Source organism: Agarivorans sp. D1326 (assembly GCF_056958115.1).
The window spans coordinates 35,403-53,280 of the sequence record NZ_JBTWEN010000010.1; the positions used below are offsets into that span (position 1 = coordinate 35,403).

The 17,878-nt window shown below is 44.8% G+C and carries 15 protein-coding genes; 8 read left to right on the forward strand and 7 right to left on the reverse strand.

Going from position 1 to position 17,878, the window contains the following annotated elements; all coding sequences use genetic code 11:
* Positions 1 to 247: 247 nt before the first annotated feature.
* Entirely contained in the window at positions 248 to 1,018 is a 771-nt protein-coding gene (locus tag ACYFDN_RS17525) for a class I SAM-dependent methyltransferase (protein ID WP_483512117.1), read from the reverse strand.
* Positions 1,019 to 1,107: 89 nt separating this feature from the next.
* Positions 1,108 to 3,558, reverse strand: coding sequence for an EAL domain-containing protein (locus ACYFDN_RS17530; RefSeq protein WP_483512118.1), 2,451 nt, complete (start codon positions 3,556 to 3,558; stop codon positions 1,108 to 1,110).
* Between the two features lie 276 nt (positions 3,559 to 3,834).
* Between ACYFDN_RS17530 and ACYFDN_RS17535 the strand changes: the two genes are divergently transcribed.
* The 3 genes from ACYFDN_RS17535 (at position 3,835) to ACYFDN_RS17545 (ending at position 7,439) form a co-directional block, all read left to right on the forward strand.
* Entirely contained in the window at positions 3,835 to 4,848 is a 1,014-nt protein-coding gene (locus ACYFDN_RS17535; protein ID WP_483512119.1) for a linear amide C-N hydrolase, read from the forward strand.
* An 806-nt stretch (positions 4,849 to 5,654) separates the two neighbouring features.
* Positions 5,655 to 6,530, forward strand: coding sequence for a carboxypeptidase-like regulatory domain-containing protein (locus ACYFDN_RS17540; protein WP_221074440.1), 876 nt, complete (start codon positions 5,655 to 5,657; stop codon positions 6,528 to 6,530).
* A 165-nt stretch (positions 6,531 to 6,695) separates the two neighbouring features.
* The gene (locus ACYFDN_RS17545) at positions 6,696 to 7,439 is read left to right on the forward strand and encodes a metallophosphoesterase family protein (RefSeq protein ID WP_483512120.1); all 744 of its coding nucleotides are present in this window, start codon (positions 6,696 to 6,698) and stop codon (positions 7,437 to 7,439) included.
* Between the two features lie 50 nt (positions 7,440 to 7,489).
* On the opposite strand, the gene arsJ is transcribed toward ACYFDN_RS17545, so the two are convergent.
* The 4 genes from arsJ to ACYFDN_RS17565 all read right to left on the reverse strand — a co-directional run bounded on the left by arsJ (position 7,490) and on the right by ACYFDN_RS17565 (position 11,289).
* A complete protein-coding gene (gene arsJ, locus ACYFDN_RS17550; RefSeq protein WP_483512121.1) occupies positions 7,490 to 8,710 on the reverse strand; it encodes an organoarsenical effux MFS transporter ArsJ in 1,221 nt (406 codons plus the stop codon).
* A gap of 270 nt (positions 8,711 to 8,980) precedes the next feature.
* Entirely contained in the window at positions 8,981 to 9,991 is a 1,011-nt protein-coding gene (locus ACYFDN_RS17555; protein ID WP_338624718.1) for an ArsJ-associated glyceraldehyde-3-phosphate dehydrogenase, read from the reverse strand.
* Positions 9,992 to 10,002: 11 nt separating this feature from the next.
* A complete protein-coding gene (locus ACYFDN_RS17560; protein WP_483512122.1) occupies positions 10,003 to 10,497 on the reverse strand; it encodes a phosphatase domain-containing protein in 495 nt (164 codons plus the stop codon).
* Positions 10,498 to 10,506: 9 nt separating this feature from the next.
* A complete protein-coding gene (locus ACYFDN_RS17565) occupies positions 10,507 to 11,289 on the reverse strand; it encodes a metalloregulator ArsR/SmtB family transcription factor (RefSeq protein ID WP_483512123.1) in 783 nt (260 codons plus the stop codon).
* Positions 11,290 to 11,492: 203 nt separating this feature from the next.
* Here ACYFDN_RS17565 and ACYFDN_RS17570 point away from each other — a divergent pair, with 203 nt between their 5' ends.
* Positions 11,493 to 11,726: an HP1242/YdcH family protein gene (locus ACYFDN_RS17570; RefSeq protein ID WP_016403794.1), complete on the forward strand. Its 234-nt coding sequence runs from the start codon at positions 11,493 to 11,495 to the stop codon at positions 11,724 to 11,726.
* Positions 11,727 to 11,799: 73 nt separating this feature from the next.
* On the opposite strand, the gene ACYFDN_RS17575 is transcribed toward ACYFDN_RS17570, so the two are convergent.
* A complete protein-coding gene (locus tag ACYFDN_RS17575) occupies positions 11,800 to 12,573 on the reverse strand; it encodes an SDR family oxidoreductase (protein ID WP_483512124.1) in 774 nt (257 codons plus the stop codon).
* Between the two features lie 48 nt (positions 12,574 to 12,621).
* Between ACYFDN_RS17575 and ACYFDN_RS17580 the strand changes: the two genes are divergently transcribed.
* The 4 genes from ACYFDN_RS17580 to ACYFDN_RS17595 all read left to right on the forward strand — a co-directional run bounded on the left by ACYFDN_RS17580 (position 12,622) and on the right by ACYFDN_RS17595 (position 17,847).
* Complete coding sequence (locus ACYFDN_RS17580) at positions 12,622 to 13,569, forward strand: LysR family transcriptional regulator (RefSeq protein ID WP_483512125.1); 948 nt, start codon at positions 12,622 to 12,624, stop codon at positions 13,567 to 13,569.
* 95 nt (positions 13,570 to 13,664) lie between these two features.
* A complete protein-coding gene (locus ACYFDN_RS17585; RefSeq protein ID WP_483512126.1) occupies positions 13,665 to 14,435 on the forward strand; it encodes a ribonuclease H1 domain-containing protein in 771 nt (256 codons plus the stop codon).
* A 3-nt stretch (positions 14,436 to 14,438) separates the two neighbouring features.
* A complete protein-coding gene (locus tag ACYFDN_RS17590; protein WP_483512127.1) occupies positions 14,439 to 14,801 on the forward strand; it encodes a hypothetical protein in 363 nt (120 codons plus the stop codon).
* A 376-nt stretch (positions 14,802 to 15,177) separates the two neighbouring features.
* The gene (locus ACYFDN_RS17595; RefSeq protein ID WP_483512128.1) at positions 15,178 to 17,847 is read left to right on the forward strand and encodes a nitrate reductase; all 2,670 of its coding nucleotides are present in this window, start codon (positions 15,178 to 15,180) and stop codon (positions 17,845 to 17,847) included.
* The last annotated feature ends 31 nt before the right edge of the window (positions 17,848 to 17,878 follow it).

Here is a 17,878-nt window from a genome sequence, read left to right on the forward strand (position 1 = left end):
TAATAGAAAAGGCGAGCTACATGGCTCGCCTTTTTTGTTTTTAATACTTAACCTGAATTCGGGATAAGGAAGTGACGATAACTCTGCTAGCCAGTACTTAATCTAGCTTCATGTTTCTGGCGAGATAGTTTTACTTAGTTCAAGGCGAAGCTGCGCGCCAATAGCTAGTCTATTGCAAGTAGCTTCAACACCGAAATAAGTAAAAATAGCCGCTAGAAACCAGTTTATTATCCTGAGCTCAGGTTACTTACTTTTTGCTGGCAACAATGGCGTAAACAAGTGGCGAGTTATAGTGCTCGTGTTCATAAACAAACTCGCCGGCAGCGCGCTCGGTTAAATCTTCAAAACAATTATATGGGCTGTAATCGTATTCGTTTAGCAGCTCTATGTTTAAGCCTGCGTGAATCAGTGCATTTACTACATCAGATAAGGGGTGACCCCAGGTTAGCATTGGGCTCTCTTCGCCATCGTCGTTTTCGGTATAAGTGCCTTCTTCATCTAAATCTGCTTCATCACGATGAAAGTAACCATAACCACTGACTAAATCATGAACCGGATGAAACTCAGCTAAACAAAGCTTGCCGCCGGGTTTTAAGCTGTTTGCAATTACTTGAGCCCAGCGAGTGATGTCGGGTAGCCAACATAACGCGCCGTAAGACACAAATACCCAGTCATAAGTGGTTTGATTAGTGTCGCCAAAAGCATATACATCGCTACAAATAAACTCGGTCTTTAAGCCTGTTTTTTCTGCCAGTTCTTCAGCGCGCTTAATCGCCTCGCTAGAAAGATCAACAGCGGTAACCTCGGCGCCCAAGCGCGCCCAAGATAAGCTGTCTAAGCCAAAATGGCATTGCAGGTGTAACAGCTTTTTACCATTAACATCGCCCATGAGCTTGCGCTCAATAGACTTGAGCGAACTGTTCCCAGCGAGAAATCCATTTACATCATAAAAATCAGAATCTACGTGAAGCTCGGTACGTTTGTCCCAAGCGGCTTTGTTTAGCGCTAAATAGTCCATGTTGGCCACTGCTCAATTATCATTACTAGGCTAAAAGTTTACCGCAAAGCGTGTGCTTAAAGCAGTACTCGCTGACAAAACTAGACGTTTTAGTGGCTGCTTTGGTGCTCGCGGTGTTTTAGCAACATGTCTTCCAGCAATATTAAACCTAAACACACGCCGTTGGGGCCGGTTACTGCTACTACGGTGTAGGGTTGATTAACAAATTGCTCAAACAGCTGATCGAATGAAGTCTCTAAACTTACTTGCAGAAAATCTTTACTCATTACCTGATGGACGCGTTTATTTAAGGTCATTAAGTCGCGGTTTTGTTCACCTTTGGTATTGAGGTACGGGCTAATGGCGGCGCTTACATCACTTTGTTGCAGCACGCCTAAACAGTGGCTTTGTTCGATCACCAATAAATGTCTGGTTTGATGCCGTTCAAATTTTTCTAGCGCCACGCTGAGCTTTTGGTCGGGGCCAATTTTGGGGAAGTCACGACGCATTATGGTTTGTGCGTTCACTATATTGTCTTGATACAGGTGCTGCGACAGCGGCATATAAACCGGGTCGTTATGGCTGCTTAAGGTTTGTTCTAGGCTACGTGGTTTACTAAAAATATAACCTTGCAGCATATCTACATTTAACTTGGATAATAGGTAGAGTTCTTGTTGGGTTTCTACGCCTTCGGCGATCACCTTACCTCCCATTTTGTGGGTAAGCTTGCACAGCATGTCGATCATCGAGAATTCGTTAGATTCTTCCGTTAAACCAGAAACAAACGAGCGATCAATTTTTACAATGTTTACCGGAATTTGCCGCAGATAAGAGAACGACGAATAGCCTGTTCCAAAATCATCTAAGGCAATGGCAATGTTATGTGCTTTAAGCTTATCTAACCATTCGGAGTGATAATAAGAATCATCAAAATAAGCCGATTCGGTAAGCTCTAAAGTGATTAGGCTTAAATCAATATCACTGGCTTCAAAAATATTTAAGGTATCTGCCAAGCAACAATGGGAAACCCTATCATTAACTACCGAGCGATTAATCGACATGCCAATATTGTTGTTGTGGTAGTGGCGTTGCAGCAGTGGTAAATCGTGTAAGGCTTGTTTGGTAACCGCGGCGTCTATTTGGTCAATCCAGTTGTATTCTTCTGCTATTTCAATTAGTTCTTGCACACTGTATGGGAGCTTGGTGTCTAACTTTACTCGGCATAGCGCTTCAAATTTAACTATTTTTAGCTCAGGTAATGCAACAATGGGTTGGTAATAAGCTTCTACTTGATTAGCCGCTAGGGCTTGTCTTAGTAGGGTGGCTAAGGTGGCTTTTCGGTTAAAGCGCTTAGATAAGCGCCGGTCATAATAATACAAGGAAGAATCGTTGCCTTGGCTGTTAGCAATTAGCGCTTGGCTAGCATGTGCCAACATCTGCGAAGGCGAAGACGCATCTATCTGTAACACCGAGGCTCCGCCATGTACGGTAGCCGACAGGCCAATATCTTCATAACTATTGTGGCCTTCTAATGCAGCGAGGGCGCTTTTTAAGGTTTGTTCAATGTCTTCCATTTGCTTGGGCACAACCCAATAAGCCGCAAACATTTTTTCATTAAGTATGCCTAAATGCCCTCGTTGGCTTAGCTGACTAAAGCGCTGCGCCACCAACCATTGGCGGGTTATTGTGCTGGTGGCTTGTGCAAGGCTAACGCTAAATACTAAGCCAACTATGGTGACCTCGTTGCTAAGCTGCTTGTAGTCGGCATTTAGCTTTTTGTTAAATGCGTTTTTGTCTGGTACATGCACTTTTGAGTTGGCGTTAGGATCGTCTTCGTCCCATAAATCGGTAGAGGTATCTAAGCGGTGGCTAGATGAGACATAAACATGGTCTTCATTAGGTAGATCAATACGTTGAATGCGCGCTTCGTGAGCGTATACCTCACCTTGTTTGGTTTTTGCTAATAGTTCGCCGGTCCAAATTTTTTTCTCGTCTACGTGGCCCCACAGTTTTTGATAAAACGGTTTGGTGTAGCGGCCACTTTTAAGTATCGATGCGGGTTGGCCCAGCAACTCATGTTCTGGGTAGCCCGTGTTATTACACATAGCCTCGTTCACCATCAATATGGTGTGATTGATGTCGGCAATCATTAAGCCTTCATGAGCTTGAGCAAAAACCCGTTTTAAAAATGCGAGTTCCTGCTGTTTGGTAAGAAAGTACTGTTTTAACTCAATGGTGCCAGTAATCACCTTGTCATTTTTGGGTAGGGGATTAATGACAATCTCAGCAATGTAGCGATGTTGGTAGGCATTTAATATAGCGGTTTGAATAATCGGTTTACCCGTATCGATGACTTGGCGAATATGCTTTTTAAGTAACGATAATTGGGTTTTCTCAAAGGCTGCAAATAGCTGCGAAAGGGTGAGCACCGATTGACTAGGGTAACCCAGCATCGCAATAAGTTGATGAGGGCATGTAAAGTCGTTGTTTTGTAAATTAATAGACCAAGCCTGTGGGGCAAAATCTTTAACTTTTTGGAATGAAGATTCATCAACGACCATTATTCGCCCCTAGCGACTGATTACTTGTCATTACCAACAATTAGATTACTCATTTAAACTTTAGCAAACACTGAGAAAGGCTACTGACAAATTACTACCTTATTTTTGATGGTTTGCTTTAGCTCAATTTTTGAGCTTGATTACTCCCCAAGTGTTCATTCTCTCGCCTCAATAAGCTGTAAGTAATACTGAAAGGTGCTGGTTAAAGCTTTTTTGGTTTTGCCGTTAATCTACACCCATCAACGCAACAGATACTGATTAAGAAAGGTGAACATTATGAACAAGACTCTTATCGCACTTACTATCGCAGCTTCTACCTTCGGCATTATGCAAACAGCTAAGGCGTGCACAACTGCTGCTTACCACAATGGCGAAGCACAAGTGACCATGCGCACCATGGACTGGAACGGCTACGACAACGCCACGGTAGTAGGCAAAGGTCGCGGCATAGAGACTAGCTACAGCAAAACCGACGGCGTAAGCAGCAAAGCAAAATATGCAGCCATTAAAATTGAATCATTTGCTCATGGTACTGTTGCCGAGGGCATAAATGAAAAAGGCTTAGAAGCGCGCATCTTGTATTTAGGTACGGCAGCGGGAACGCAGTTTCAAGACGACACTGCCGAGGTGCCTAACGTAGATGCAGGGCAAGTACCAAACTACGTATTAGATAACTTCGCTACGGTAGCCGAAGCGCTTGATGGCTTAAAAGCCGTAGAGGTAATACCTACCGGTATTACTGGCATACCAGGTCATGAAGAAGAAGCTATTTACCCGCCAGTACATTTTCAATTGGTAGATGCATCCGGCGATGTGGCAGTTGTGGAATACATTGGCGGCGAAATGAAAGTATATAACGAGCACGGTGCCAGCTACATGAGCAACGACCCAGCTTTTGACTTTCACTTAAACCTAGATAAAGAACAGGTAGAGCCTAATGCCACTATTCGTGCAGCCGACCGTCGCTTGCGCGCCAAACTAAGCACCGAAGACTTATACCAACGCAACGTTACCGATAGCCAGCAAGCGCTTATCTCAATGAAAGCCACCCAAGCGGCTGCGTTCTCTGGCTACAACCAGCAAGACCCATATGCTGACAACGCAACCTTTCCAACGCTTTGGACAGTATTCACCGACCGCACTAACAAAACTATGATGTTAGATCGCGCTCATACCTTTGCGGTAGAAAGCTACAGCTTTGATATGTTTGATACCGGCGTAGCAGAGCGAGTAGTACTAGGTGAGAACCCAATGCCAAACGCAACGTTTACTAATGACTCAAGCAATTAAGTGTTGTGAAACAAAGTTTAACTTATAACGGGCTGCGGCCCGTTTTTTGTTGGTTTCGTTTGTCTACAAAGGGTGATGGTTTCGCCTTTCGGCGACTTCATTAAGCTTTGGCGGCTAAAGCTTAACGAAGCAAAAAGAAAGGTCGCCCGCATTATCATATTTCCTCGTTACTCAATGTCGCAAGTCCAATCTTCGCATGAATACGCCATTGCTAGTGTTTTTAGCTGGAGTGTTTTATTTCGCCTTTCGGCGACGTCATTTTTCTTTGGCGACCAAAGCTTAACGAAGCAAAAAGAAAGGTCGCCCGCATTATCTTATTTCCTCGTTACTCAGTGCCAAGCGCGCCTGCGCAACTCGCTACGCTCAAACAGTGCTCGGCTTAATCGCTTGGTACTTGCGTGACTCGGCGATAATGAAGGGGAGCTGACAATAGACTACAGTGGTTAGTTTCGCCTGTCGGCGACGTCATTTTCTTTGAACAGCCAAAGAAAACGAAGCAAAAGAAAGGCTGCCCTGCATTATCTTATTTCCTCGTTACTCAGTGCCAAACGTGCCTGCGCAACTCGCTACGCTCAAACATTGCTCGGCTTAATCGCTTGGTACTTGCGTGACTCGGCGATAATGAAAGGGAGAGAAGAGCAAACATGAGAAAACTCAATTATTGAGTTTGTTGTTATTTTTGTAAGTGTTGTTAGGGTATGATTGTTTTAGATTTTTGAAGGTTGCTAGCTCTTATTTTTATAGTGCCCAGATAGCCAAATTTGCAAGGTAGCAATAATAAAGTGTTAAGTTCAAAGGAAGAAGGGATGCTTAGAAAATTGTTTAACGGAGTAGTTTTTGGTACGGGATTTGGTATAGCTTTCGTGGCTATCTGGGTTATCGCTATATATTTCATTCTACCTAGCGTTTTGGAAAGTAGGTTTGAAAAAGAAATTGTAGAATCAAACAAACATATAGTTGATGAAGCCCCTTTACTAAGCAACTCAGGAAGGTTTCTAGGCTCTAGTGGATCCTATTCAGGTGGTTTTTTAGATAACAAAAGTGGGGAGCTATCTAGCGGGCAAGGAGTTATTGAAGGGGAGGCTTTGGTAAATGGTCAGCCACTAAAAGGTTTTAAGTTACGCTTGGCATTAAACGGCAGTGTCTTGAGTCAATGGGCTGTTACGGATGAGAATGGCATTTATCGTGTAAGCGTTCCTTATGGAGAATATCGAATTGATGGTTACGAGCTAGATTATTTAGTAGCTAATAAAGTACTTCCTAACAAAATAGAACATCCAGAAAACAGGAATTCCACAAACCAATTTCAGGTTGTCGAAGGTCAAAAAGGTAGCGGGCTTAAATTCAGGTTTGTTGATCCAATTGTCAAAAAATCAGATAAAAGCCAATACTCCAAAAATGAAAAAGTGACTCTAAAATGGGAACCTTATCCAGAAGCCGCCGAGTATACGGTGCAAGTATATGAAAAGGCTGATGCTAATTCTTGGAAAAGTTCAAACTTATTCATTTGGCCAATGAGGCCTAAAGTTGCCTTAACGGAATTGGATTTGAGTCAGTATGAGATTGAGCTAAAGCCCGGCTATTTCTATGCTTTTGAAGTTGAGGCTAGAAATAGTAAAGGAAGTCTCCTTTCTAATACAAACAGAGAACACTTTGAGTTTGATTTCGAAATTGTTGAGTAAAAGTGTCTATAAAATAAGGTGCAGCGCAGCCGACACCTTATTCGGGTGTTGATCAAGCCTGCCGCGCCTCCTATTGTAATTATCGGCGTAGATGTTGAAGGAGCCATGGTTTAGTTTTTAGGGTGGCTCATGCCTGAATTCAGTGTTTTGTCCTAAGGAGAATTTGTGCGATTAGCAGCCATATCAGATATTCACAGCAATGTTTATGCATTGGATGCCGTTTTAGCCGATATTCGAAAGCGGGGCGCAGATGTCGTTGTTAATCTCGGTGATATTCTCTATGGACCAATAGCTCCCAGGTCTACCTTTGAGCTTCTTATGGAGAACGATCTTGTTACTGTACGTGGCAACCAAGATCGGCAGATATATGAAGCCAGCTCAGTTGAGGTCGCGTCAAACCCTACAATGCAGTTCATCCTTGCTGATCTTGGTGTTGAGCCGCTTAAATGGATGAGGAATTTGCCTTTCAATCTGCAACTCAATGAGCATGTTTTTCTTTGCCATGGCACGCCCAATGATGACTTAACTTACCTTTTAGAGAACATTGATAGTGGTCGAGCAATTGTTCGTTCGGATAACGAAATAGTTAGCTTACTCGACACTATTCAATCTGACGTTGTTATTTGTGGTCATACTCATACACCACGGGCCGTTAAAACCAGTACAAAACAGCTTATTGTAAACCCAGGGAGTGTTGGCCTACCTGCTTATACCGACGATGAACCGGTTGTTCATTCAATGGAAAGTTTCTCCCATCATGCGACTTATGCGATCGTTGAAAATAATAAAGAAGGCTGGTCGGTGCAGCACATAAAAGTTGATTACGCATATGATAAGGCGGCTCGTGAAGCCAAGAAAAGAAATAGACTGGATTGGGTGCATTTCTTAACCACGGGGCGGGGCTTATAACCCACAAGTTATAAACGCCCCAAGCATGCAAATGCATGCTTTTATCTTGTTTAACTCACTTGCCCCTCGCCACCTTTTGGCAGCGCTACACTAATCGCGCAGCATATCGCTAACATCGCAAAACTCACCCATAAACAGGCAGCAAGTCCGGCCATTTGAAATACTACGCCCGACAGTACTGTACCCACTAATCTGCCCATGGCATTGGCCATGTAGTAAAAGCCTACGTCCATGGATACGCCGTCTTCGCTGGCGTAACTCACCACTAAGTAAGAGTGCAGTGAGGAGTTAATGGCAAAGGCGATGCCAAATAGCATTAAACCGACAATTATGGTGGCCTGTGGCTGCCAGCCAAGTTGCACTAAGTAAGCGAGGATGCCGGTAATAATGCTAAGCAATAGTGCCCAGATTAAGGCTGCACCTCGTCCCGGCACTTTGCCCGATTGGCTGCCAGTTATTTTGGGAGCCAAGCCTTGCACTACGCCATAGGCGATGACCCACGCGGCCATAAAGGTGCCGGTTTCGATGTGTGACCAGTTTAAGCTGGCACCTAAATATACTGGCAGGGCAACTACAAACCATACGTCGCGGGCAGCAAACAAGAATAAACGGGCTGCTGCTAAAATATTGATTTGTGGGCTTTTAGAAAATATTTGCGAAAACTTAGGTTTGCTCTTGGCTTTGCCTAAGTCTTTTTCCAGCAGTTTTAAGCTTAATAGCAGCACCACAAACAATACCGCCGCCATAGCCAGCATCGATAGCTGAAAGCCAATTAAGTTAAGCAGCGCACCACCTAGAAAAAAGCCAAAGCCTTTTAGGGCGTTTTTTGAGCCGGTAAGAATGGCCACCCATTTGTACAAGCTATGTTGTTGGTCACCGCTCACTAAGCCCTTAATCGAGCTTTTAGCGCTCATTTTATTTAGATCTTTAGCTATGCCCGACAAGGCTTGCGCTGCCATAACTAAGGGAATAGATAAAAACTCAGAGGGCAAACCCAATGCCAACAAGGCAACGATTTGCATGGCCAAGCCAATGTTCATGGTGTGGTTAAGACCAATACGCGCCCCTAACCAGCCACCAATTAAATTGGTCACTACCCCAAAAAACTCGTAAAACAAGAACAGCATGGCAATCGCAATCGCCGAGTAACCTAGCTGGTGAAAATACAGCACCACCAACATGCGCAATGCGCCGTCGGTAATGGTGAAGTTCCAATAGTTAAAAGTAACTAATAGGTATTGTTTAAGTTGTTGAGGTAGTGCTTTTATCATGTTTGCCTAGGGCCTGTTGATCTTTGGTGTTGAAATTTTGTTCGAGATAAGCGGGCTTTAATCGCGGCGAGCGCTTTGAAGCCTAGTGGGCTAAGCGAGAAGTGCTCAACAAAGAGTAAAGTTCGCTTATCTGAACCCTTCGGGCAGCATTTGTTAGCCATTTATTCAGCGTTAGCGAGTGGTTATTAAGCCAACTTAACTTCACACTCACTGCCTTGCCTAAATGGCGAATAAATTGCTGCAAAAACCATCAGCAAAGTTCTACTGGTCCTAGCCTTTATCTGCTAAACCAACTTTGCGAATAAGCTCGCTGGTGCGGGTTGCATAGCCCATCTCATTGTCGTACCAGGCGTACACTTTAAGCATGCGTTTGCCCACCATCATGGTGGATTGTGCATCTACAATGCTAGAGCGTTGGTCACCTTTGTAGTCAATAGAAACAAGCGGTTTTTCTTCGTAACCCAAAATACCTTTTAGCTCGCCTTCGGCTGCTTGTTTAAATAAGCTGTTTACTTCTTCAGCGGTAGTATCACGCTCTAGAGTGAATACCATATCAGTAAGAGACGCATTGGCTAAGGGTACGCGTACAGCGTGGCCGTTTAGCTTGCCGTCTAGCTCTGGAAAAATGTCGCAAATTGCTTTAGCGCTGCCGGTAGTGGTAGGTATTAACGACATGCCACAAGCGCGAGCGCGGCGTAAGTCTTTATGCGGTGCATCCAAAATGGTCTGGGTATTGGTCAAATCATGAATAGTGGTCATGCAGCCAGACTCAATACCCAAGTGCTGTTGAATCACTTTAATTACTGGTGCCAAACAGTTAGTGGTGCAAGATGCGGCGGTAACAATTTGGTGTTGGCTAGCATCAAAAATATCGTCGTTCACACCCACAACAATGTTGGCTACACCGTCTTCTTTAACCGGCGCAGATACCACAACACGTTTCACGCCTTGGGCTAGGTAAGGTGCTAATTTGGCTTTAGAGCGGTGAACGCCGGTAGACTCAAGTACCACATCACAGCCCGACCAATCTACTTTGCTTAAGTCTTTTTCTTGGTAGCACTTAATGGTTTTGTTGTTGATAACAATGCCATCGGCGTTGTGCTCAACACCGTGGTGCCAGCGCCCCTGTACAGAATCAAACTCGAGCAAGTGGCCTAGTGTTTCGGCATTGCCTGCCACATCGTTAATCATTACAAACTCTAACTCTGGCCAGTCGTAAGCTGCGCGCAGGGCAAGGCGGCCAATACGGCCAAAGCCGTTAATTCCTACTTTAATGGTCATTACTAAGTCTCTTATTTGGCAAATTGTTGAATATAAGTTTGTTGAGCAGGCACGCTGAATGCGTTAGGGCGCACTGCTTTAATTTTTGCGATGGCATCGTCTAGATCAAAACCTAGCGCTAGCATAATGCGAGCAGCTAGCAAGCCAGTACGGCCGCTGCCACCTTTACAATGAATGGTTAAGTTCATGCCATTGTTTAGTAGCTGTAAAAAACGCGGCAGCACGCTTTGAAATTGCTCTTCCCAAGCTTCGTCTGGCACAGTGTCGTCTGCTAAAGGCAGGTGGAACCACTGCATGTCGTGGGTGACAGAAGTTTTCGGTAAATCACTTAGGTCGTTATCGGCCAGTTCTTGCTCGGTCATTAAGGTGATGAGTGCCGGGCTATTTTTGTAGCAAAGCTGTTGTAGTGAGGTAGAGAGATCTACCCCTTTAGTTCCTGGGCAAGGAGTTAACAGTAGTTGCGCTGTGTCACTAACATCAACGGCAAAAATAGGATGTGAAGACATAAAAGTACCTTAATCTTGATTAACTAATTGGGGATTAGCCTGCTGCCTAATGCGTGCTAGCGGCTGGTTTATATAACTGGGGTTGGCTACTCGCGTAGTTGATAGCGTTTGCGCCACCCATTCTGGTAATAAGGGATTTAGGTGATAAAACACCTGCTGGCCTTGGCGCGTGGTAGACAGCAACTGACATTCGCGCAGTAAGGCTAGGTGGCGCGATACCTTTGGTTGACTTACTTCTAGAGCAGTACAAAGCTGATTAACGCTCAAGCGCTGCTCATCTTCTATCAGCATCAAAATTTGTAAGCGAGTATTGTCGCTAAACTGCTTAAATACATCGATAGCTTCGATTTGCAGTGCGGCTTGTGGGTTGTGATTAAAACGCACAAATTCGGCTAAACGCAGTTCTAGTTCGCTAAATACCTGTTCGAATAAGGCCATGCCTTGTTGGCTAGCGGGATCGGGCAAATTCCAATGCAAAATCGCTTCGCCATTTGGCAGTAAGGCGCATTCTTGTTTAGCGCTGTCACACAAAGTAATGATGAAATTAAATAAAGCAGGGCGCTGAGTTTGTTGTTGAATATCTTGCTCAAGTTCTGTAATGGTTTTGCTGCGAAGGCCGCTGCTAGATAGACCTTGAGCCTGTAAATGTTTAATGGTGCGAGGGTCGATGCCTTTAGGCTGAGTGCCCGCACTATAAGCCACAAAGTGCTCGGTGTAACGCTGGTTAACCAAGGCTTCGGCTAACTGAGAGCGAGCAGCATTTGCGGTACATAAAAACAACACAGATAACATTGCAGCAACCAAATATATGTAAAAACATATATACGATATTTCATATATTAAGTTTGGGCAAGTAAATTTTTCATCATGAGAAAAACTTAGTTTAACTGACAAATTAATACGGTGTTTTACAAGGGATTTGCTAAGTTTTAAGAACTAGCTAAATTTGGCTAAGGCTAAAACAACATATCGGGTTTAAATGGGAAGGAGTTTTTATGTTAGGTGAAGATCATTCTTTGGCAAAAGAGTTTCCAGAACTGCTAGATAAGATTACTGCCTTAACGGGCAGCGATGAGAAGTTTGCCGCAGACACCAAGCGCTACAATGCCTTAGATAAAGAGATTCGTGTGTTGGAGCTGCGTGGCGGCCCGATAGATGACGAGGCGATGCACCAGTTAAAACATGATAGGGCAGAGCTTAAAGACTCCCTGTATCACCGCCTTAAGTAAACACATTTTAGTTTGTCTCACACCAACTTATTCGTTGAAATTTAGAAGGCCGCTTTTGCGGCCTTTCTGCTATTTAGTCAAGTAAACCCACTAAGCGCTTGGCTTGCTCCGATTTTAACGAGAAGTCGCTGCCCGCAAATTGCTGTCCTTCTGGTCCACACAAAAACGCGACTGCTTTGGCAGCCCATTGGGCTGGAATATGGCTATTCCAATCGAGTTTACTCACCGCGTTAATTTGTGAATCACGGATGCTTGCCATCATGTCGGTAGCGACTGTACCTGGTGACAAACCCACTATACGGATGTGGTGTTCAGCCACTTCTAGTTGTGCCACTTCGGTGAGTTTTTGACTGGCGGCTTTGCTCGAACAGTAGTGGCTCCAGCCCCAGAGGGCGCTATTTGCTGCGCCAGAACTAAGATTAACAATAACTCCAGACTTAGCCTTAATCATGTGTGGCAATACTGCTCGCATGCCGTGATATACCCCTTTGTAATTAATGTCGGCTGCTAAGCCCCATAAACTTGGATCGCTTTCTACCAATGTTGTTAAAGGCTCAATCACCCCGGCATTGTTAATTAGAAAGTCGATTTGTCCGTGCTGTGACAAGCAGTAGTCGACCGCATTAAGCACCGAGCTATATTGGCTTACATCGCAGGCGATGGCATCGGCAATTTTGCCCTGTTGCTTTATGAATCGCGCTTGTTTTTCAATTTCTTGCTCATTGCGTGCTGCCAGTACCACTTTGGCACCAAGGCTTGCGAGTACTTGAGCTGTCGCTAGGCCTATGCCACGGCTCGCGCCCATGATGAGGGCGGTTTTCCCTGAAAAGTGTGTAGTGTTTTGCATCAACCAATCTCCCTAAGCTCTCTTGTTAGTGAGATTAAGTTGATCTAAATGCACAATAAACTAGGCTGTATGCAAATCATTAATGCGGATTTTGCACCAATGGACATTGTTAAGCTGAAGATTTTTGTGGCGGTTTATCGGGCTAAAAGCTTTGCTGTAGTGGCAAAGCAGCGCAATGTAGCAGCGTCTTCTATTTCTCGAACCATTGCCAGTTTAGAAGAGGAATTGGGCTTGCGTTTGTTCCAGCGAACCACTCGAACACTTAATCCAACCCAAGCTGCCGAGCGCTATTATTTGCGTATGGAACCCTTGTTAGAAGAGTTTGATTTAGCTCAGCAAGAGGCCTTAGGCGAAACTTTGCAGCCCTCGGGGTTACTACGAGTGAGCGCATCCAGCTCCTTTGGCCAATTGGTATTAGCACCTCTACTGGGTAAGTTTCAGCAAGCCTATCCCAAGATACAATTGGAGTTGGATTTGTCCGACTCCAGAGTTGATCTTATTGCTCAGCAATTTGATCTGGTGTTGCGCCACGGGGCACTTAACGATAGTAGCTTGGTGGCTCGTAAGCTAATGGATGTTAATTATTTACTGGTGGCGAGTTCGGCTTACTTCAAGCGGAGCGCTAAGATTGAACAACCTTGCGATGTTAGTAACCATAACCTTGTAGGTTTTACTTATCGCGAGCTAAATAAGCAGTGGTTATTTAGCCAAGGTAAAACTAGCCAAAAGATTGCAATCACCCCTTCGCTTAGTTTATCGAGTGCTGCCGCAATCAAAGAGTGTGTGAACCATGACATGGGCTTAGCGTTGCTGGCCGATTGGACGGTTCGCGAGGATCTTAAGTCTGGCAAATTAGTGCAGGTACTTAGCGATTGGCAAGTGACAGGAGCAAATAGCGATAGTGCAATATGGTTGCTTTATCCATCTCGTGCTTTTATGCCAAACAAGGTGGCGGTATTTAGTCAGTTTTTGCTAGATAACTTGCAATCAGTTTGAGTTAAGTATTCGCGCTTAGATAAATTCTAAGTTTTCCTTCGTGTTCAGCCGCTTGCTTGGTTATATTAGCCAGCAAATAAGTAAGAGAATCAAACATGGCTAAAAAGTACTACGTTGTATGGCAAGGGCGAGACACCGGCATTTTTAACGATTGGCCCACCTGTAAGCGCAGCATTGATAAGTTTGCTGGCGCGCGTTACAAGTCTTTCCCCACTTTAGCTGAGGCTGAAGCGGCTTTTGGCGGTAAGGCCAGTGCTAGTGTAAAAGCCTCTGGTGCTGCGCCTGCACGTAAACGAGCGTCGGGGCAAACGGTTAAAACCTATACCGCTGCGGAAATCAATAAATTAGCCGCAGAAGTGAAAATTTATACCGACGGTGGTTGCGAGCCAAACCCAGGAGAGGCTGGTTCGGGTTTAGCCTTGTATCGCAACGAAGAGTTGGCCGAGCTTTGGTATGGCTTATATAACCCCATGGGCACCAACAATACCGCAGAGCTAAACGCCCTTAATCAAGCAATGATTATGGCCCAGCAAGAGCTGGAAAAAGGTTTGCGTGTGGCAATTTTGTGTGACTCTAAATACTCCATTCAATGTATTACTCAATGGGCTGCAGGGTGGCAGAAGAAGGGGTGGAAGAAATCTGGTGGTGAGATTAAGAATCTGGAGTTGATTCAGGAAATGTTTGAACGCTACCAACAGCTTAAAGACAAACTGCAAATATTGCATGTAAATGGCCATGTTGGGGTAGAGGGTAACGAGCTAGCTGATCGGATGTCGATAGTGGCCATTGCCGAGAAGAAACAAGCTTTTGTTGCTTACAGCAAGGCCTTAAATATTCCCGCTATTTTGGCGCTACGGGCAGGTTAGTAAATGGAAAGTCAAACCGCAGAAAGTAGCCCAAGTGAACAGCGCTTAATAAAATTGTCTGATATCGCGAACGCTGCTCATTTAAGAATTCAGCAAGATTTTGCGCAAATCGATCCGGTGATAGGCATTAGTCGTAACATGCGTAAAAATGGCGTGCCGGCTGATGTGATGACCATCGATTGCTTAAAAACCAGCAAGCGAATTATTGTGATTTTACATGATCAAAATCCAGAGCAAGTGCTGTATAAATTTGCTTTTAAAGGGCAAGACCCTGCGGGTGATTTTAGCCAAATCGCTTTTGCCGAGTTTAACCAACAAGTACTTTACGATTGGATAAAATCTTACTTTTCTCCAGCTGTAAACTAAGCATAGAAACCAGAGCTAAGGCTCTGGTTTTGTGTTTTATATCTTGTTAGCCATTGTTGTAAATAAGGCGGTTGGTTTAATTGCTTCCCCATTTCGCGCTTTGCATCTGTTCGTTTAAGAATTGAGGTTTAAACAGCTGGAAAGAGATGCTTGCTGCTATTCCAATAAAGCCCAATTTCGGGACATCTTGCACCATGCTTGTGCGCTATTTTGTTTCAGCACTCAAAATTCGGCTTTTTCTGCCAATTTATCGATTTTTTATACTCCTTAAGTAATAGGTTTTTGCGGGATTTTATTGGTTCGCCTTTTGCTTTGTATCTAAGCATAAATGCGGGCAATAAAAGCCCAGCAAAGAATAAGGTGAGGAGTTTACGTGGTGTCTCAACAACAATGGATTAAGACCACCTGCCCATATTGTGGAACGGGCTGTGGCGTTGAAGCAAAAGTAGCAAGTAATGGAGCGGTAGAAGTGCGCGGTGATGCGAGCCATCCGGCCAACCGAGGCTTGTTATGTTCTAAAGGCTCTGCACTGGGTGAAACGGTGATTAAACAAGGCCGTTTAGAGCATGCCTATATTAAAGGCCATCAAGAATCTTTAGATAAAGCATTAAGTTATGTAGCCTCTCGCTTCAGTCAAACCATTGCTGAACATGGCCCTGAGTCGGTGGCATTTTATGTGTCTGGACAACTGTTAACTGAAGACTACTACGTTGCTAATAAACTGATTAAAGGCTTTATTGGTTGTTCAAACATCGATTCGAATTCTCGTTTATGTATGTCGTCAGCGGTTGCTGGCCATAAACGCGCCTTTGGTGAAGACATTGTACCTGGTAGCTATGAAGATTTAGAACATGCCCAGCTGGTGACCTTAGTAGGGTCTAACTTGGCGTGGTGTCACCCAATTGTTTACCAACGTTTAAAGCGCGCTAAGCAAGCTAATCCAAACTTAAAAGTCGTAGTGATTGACCCACGTAGAACCGATAGCTGCGATATTGCAGATTTACACCTGCCACTAAATGGCGGTAGCGATGTAGCGCTGTTCAATGGCTTATTAGCGTATTTAAGTGAGCATGGAAAATTAGATAGTGATTACATCGCCCAGTTTACCGAGGGCTTTGAAGCTGCAGTGGCAAGTGCTGTAGAAGACGCTGGTGATCTAGCTGCCTTAGCTAAAACCTGTGGCTTAGAGCCTGAAGCGCTACTTCGTTTCTTCCAGTTATTTGCTAATAACGAGCGTTGTGTGACCGTGTTTAGCCAAGGCGTAAATCAAAGTAGCCAAGGTGTAGACAAGGTTAATGCGATTATTAACAGCCACTTAGCTGCAGGTAAGTTAGGTAAGCTTGGTGCTAGCGCATTTTCTATTACCGGTCAGCCTAATGCTATGGGCGGGCGCGAAGTGGGCGCCTTATCTAACCTATTAGCCGGTCATTTAGACTACAAACCTGAGCATTTAGAAGCCTTAGCGGGCTTTTGGAATACTTCCAACTTAAGCCAAAAGCCTGGCCATAAAGCCGTTGATTTATTTGATAAAGTTGCCAAAGGCGAGATTAAAGCTATTTGGATTATGGGCACGAACCCGGCGGTAAGTTTGCCTGAGTCTGCAAAAATACGCGAAGCGCTGTTGTCATGCCCAATGGTAGTGGTGTCAGACTGTATTGCCGAAACCGATACAACCCGTTATGCCGATGTACTGTTACCGGCAGCAGGCTGGGGAGAGCGTGATGGCACAGTGACTAACTCGGAGCGAATGTTGTCTCGCCAGCGCGCCTTTGTAGAGGCGCAAGGTGATACTAAGCCGGATTGGTATTTATTAAGCCAAGTGGCGCAAAAAATGGGGTTTGCTGAAGCATTTTCTTACACCAGCTCTGCCGAGATATTTAGTGAGCACGCAGCGTTATCTGGCCTGCTAGCAGAAAGTGGTGAGCGCTTATTTAACATTAGTGAGTTGTCGGGCAAAGACCAGCAAGCCTTTGATGCCATTGAGCCGCAGCGTTGGCCTGTAAGCAAACAGGGTAGCGATAATCGTAGTTTGTTCAGTGATGGTCGTTTCTCTACCGCTTCTGGTAAGGCACAACTTATTGCGGTGACAAACCAAGCAACCCAGCAAGTTACTAGCGATGCTTTTCCTTTGGTATTAAACACTGGTCGTATGCGAGACCAGTGGCACACCATGACACGCACCGGTTTGGCTGCGCAGTTATCGAGTCATAGCTCTGAGCCGTTGTTGGAAGTGAACCCACAAGATGCAGCTAACCAAGGTTTGTGTGATAACAGCATAGTGAGCTTATCTAGCAATGTTGGTCAGCTAAAAGTGCGAATTCAAGTCAGTGAAGGGCAAAAAGCCGGCCACGTATTTATGCCTATTCATTGGACCGAACAATATTCAAGTGATGGCTTAGTGAGCCAAGTGGTTGATAGCTCTGTGGATCCTCTTTCTGGTCAGCCTGAGTCAAAGTATACGCCGGTTAAATTAGCGGCTTGGGAATATGCCAGTGAGGCGGTTTTGCTTACTGCTAAGCCTTTAACAAAAGCGCAATGCCAAGCCTTACCTGCGGATTATTGGGTGAAACAAGGTTTGGCCGATGGCTTTTTATATCGCTTGGCCGATGGCAATAGCCCAGTTGAACTAGCAGCCAAGCTAAAGGGCTTTTTAATGTCGCAAACCAAGCTGCAAAGCTTAGATTTTGCGGATCCTATCAAACAGAACTTCCGCAGCGCTTTGGTGATTGAGGGCGAGCTGTTCTCTAGCTTTAGCGTGGCGGCTAAAGGCGAGCTTAATGCTAGCTCTTGGTTGGAGTCGTTGTTGCAGCAACCAATGTCTGACAACATTCGCCGTGGCGTGCTGGCTGGCACCAGCCCAGCTCCTGATCTAGGTAAAATAGTCTGTTCTTGTCATCAGGTTCGGGAGCAGACTATTAGTGATGTGATTAGCGAACATGCTTGCGAAAGTGCAGAACAGGTTGGCAAGCACTGTAAAGCCGGAACCAACTGTGGATCTTGTGTTCCTGAGATAAAACGAATGATTAAAACTGTAACCATAGAGTAGCTAAGGTTTTTATGGCGTACTTTGTGCATTA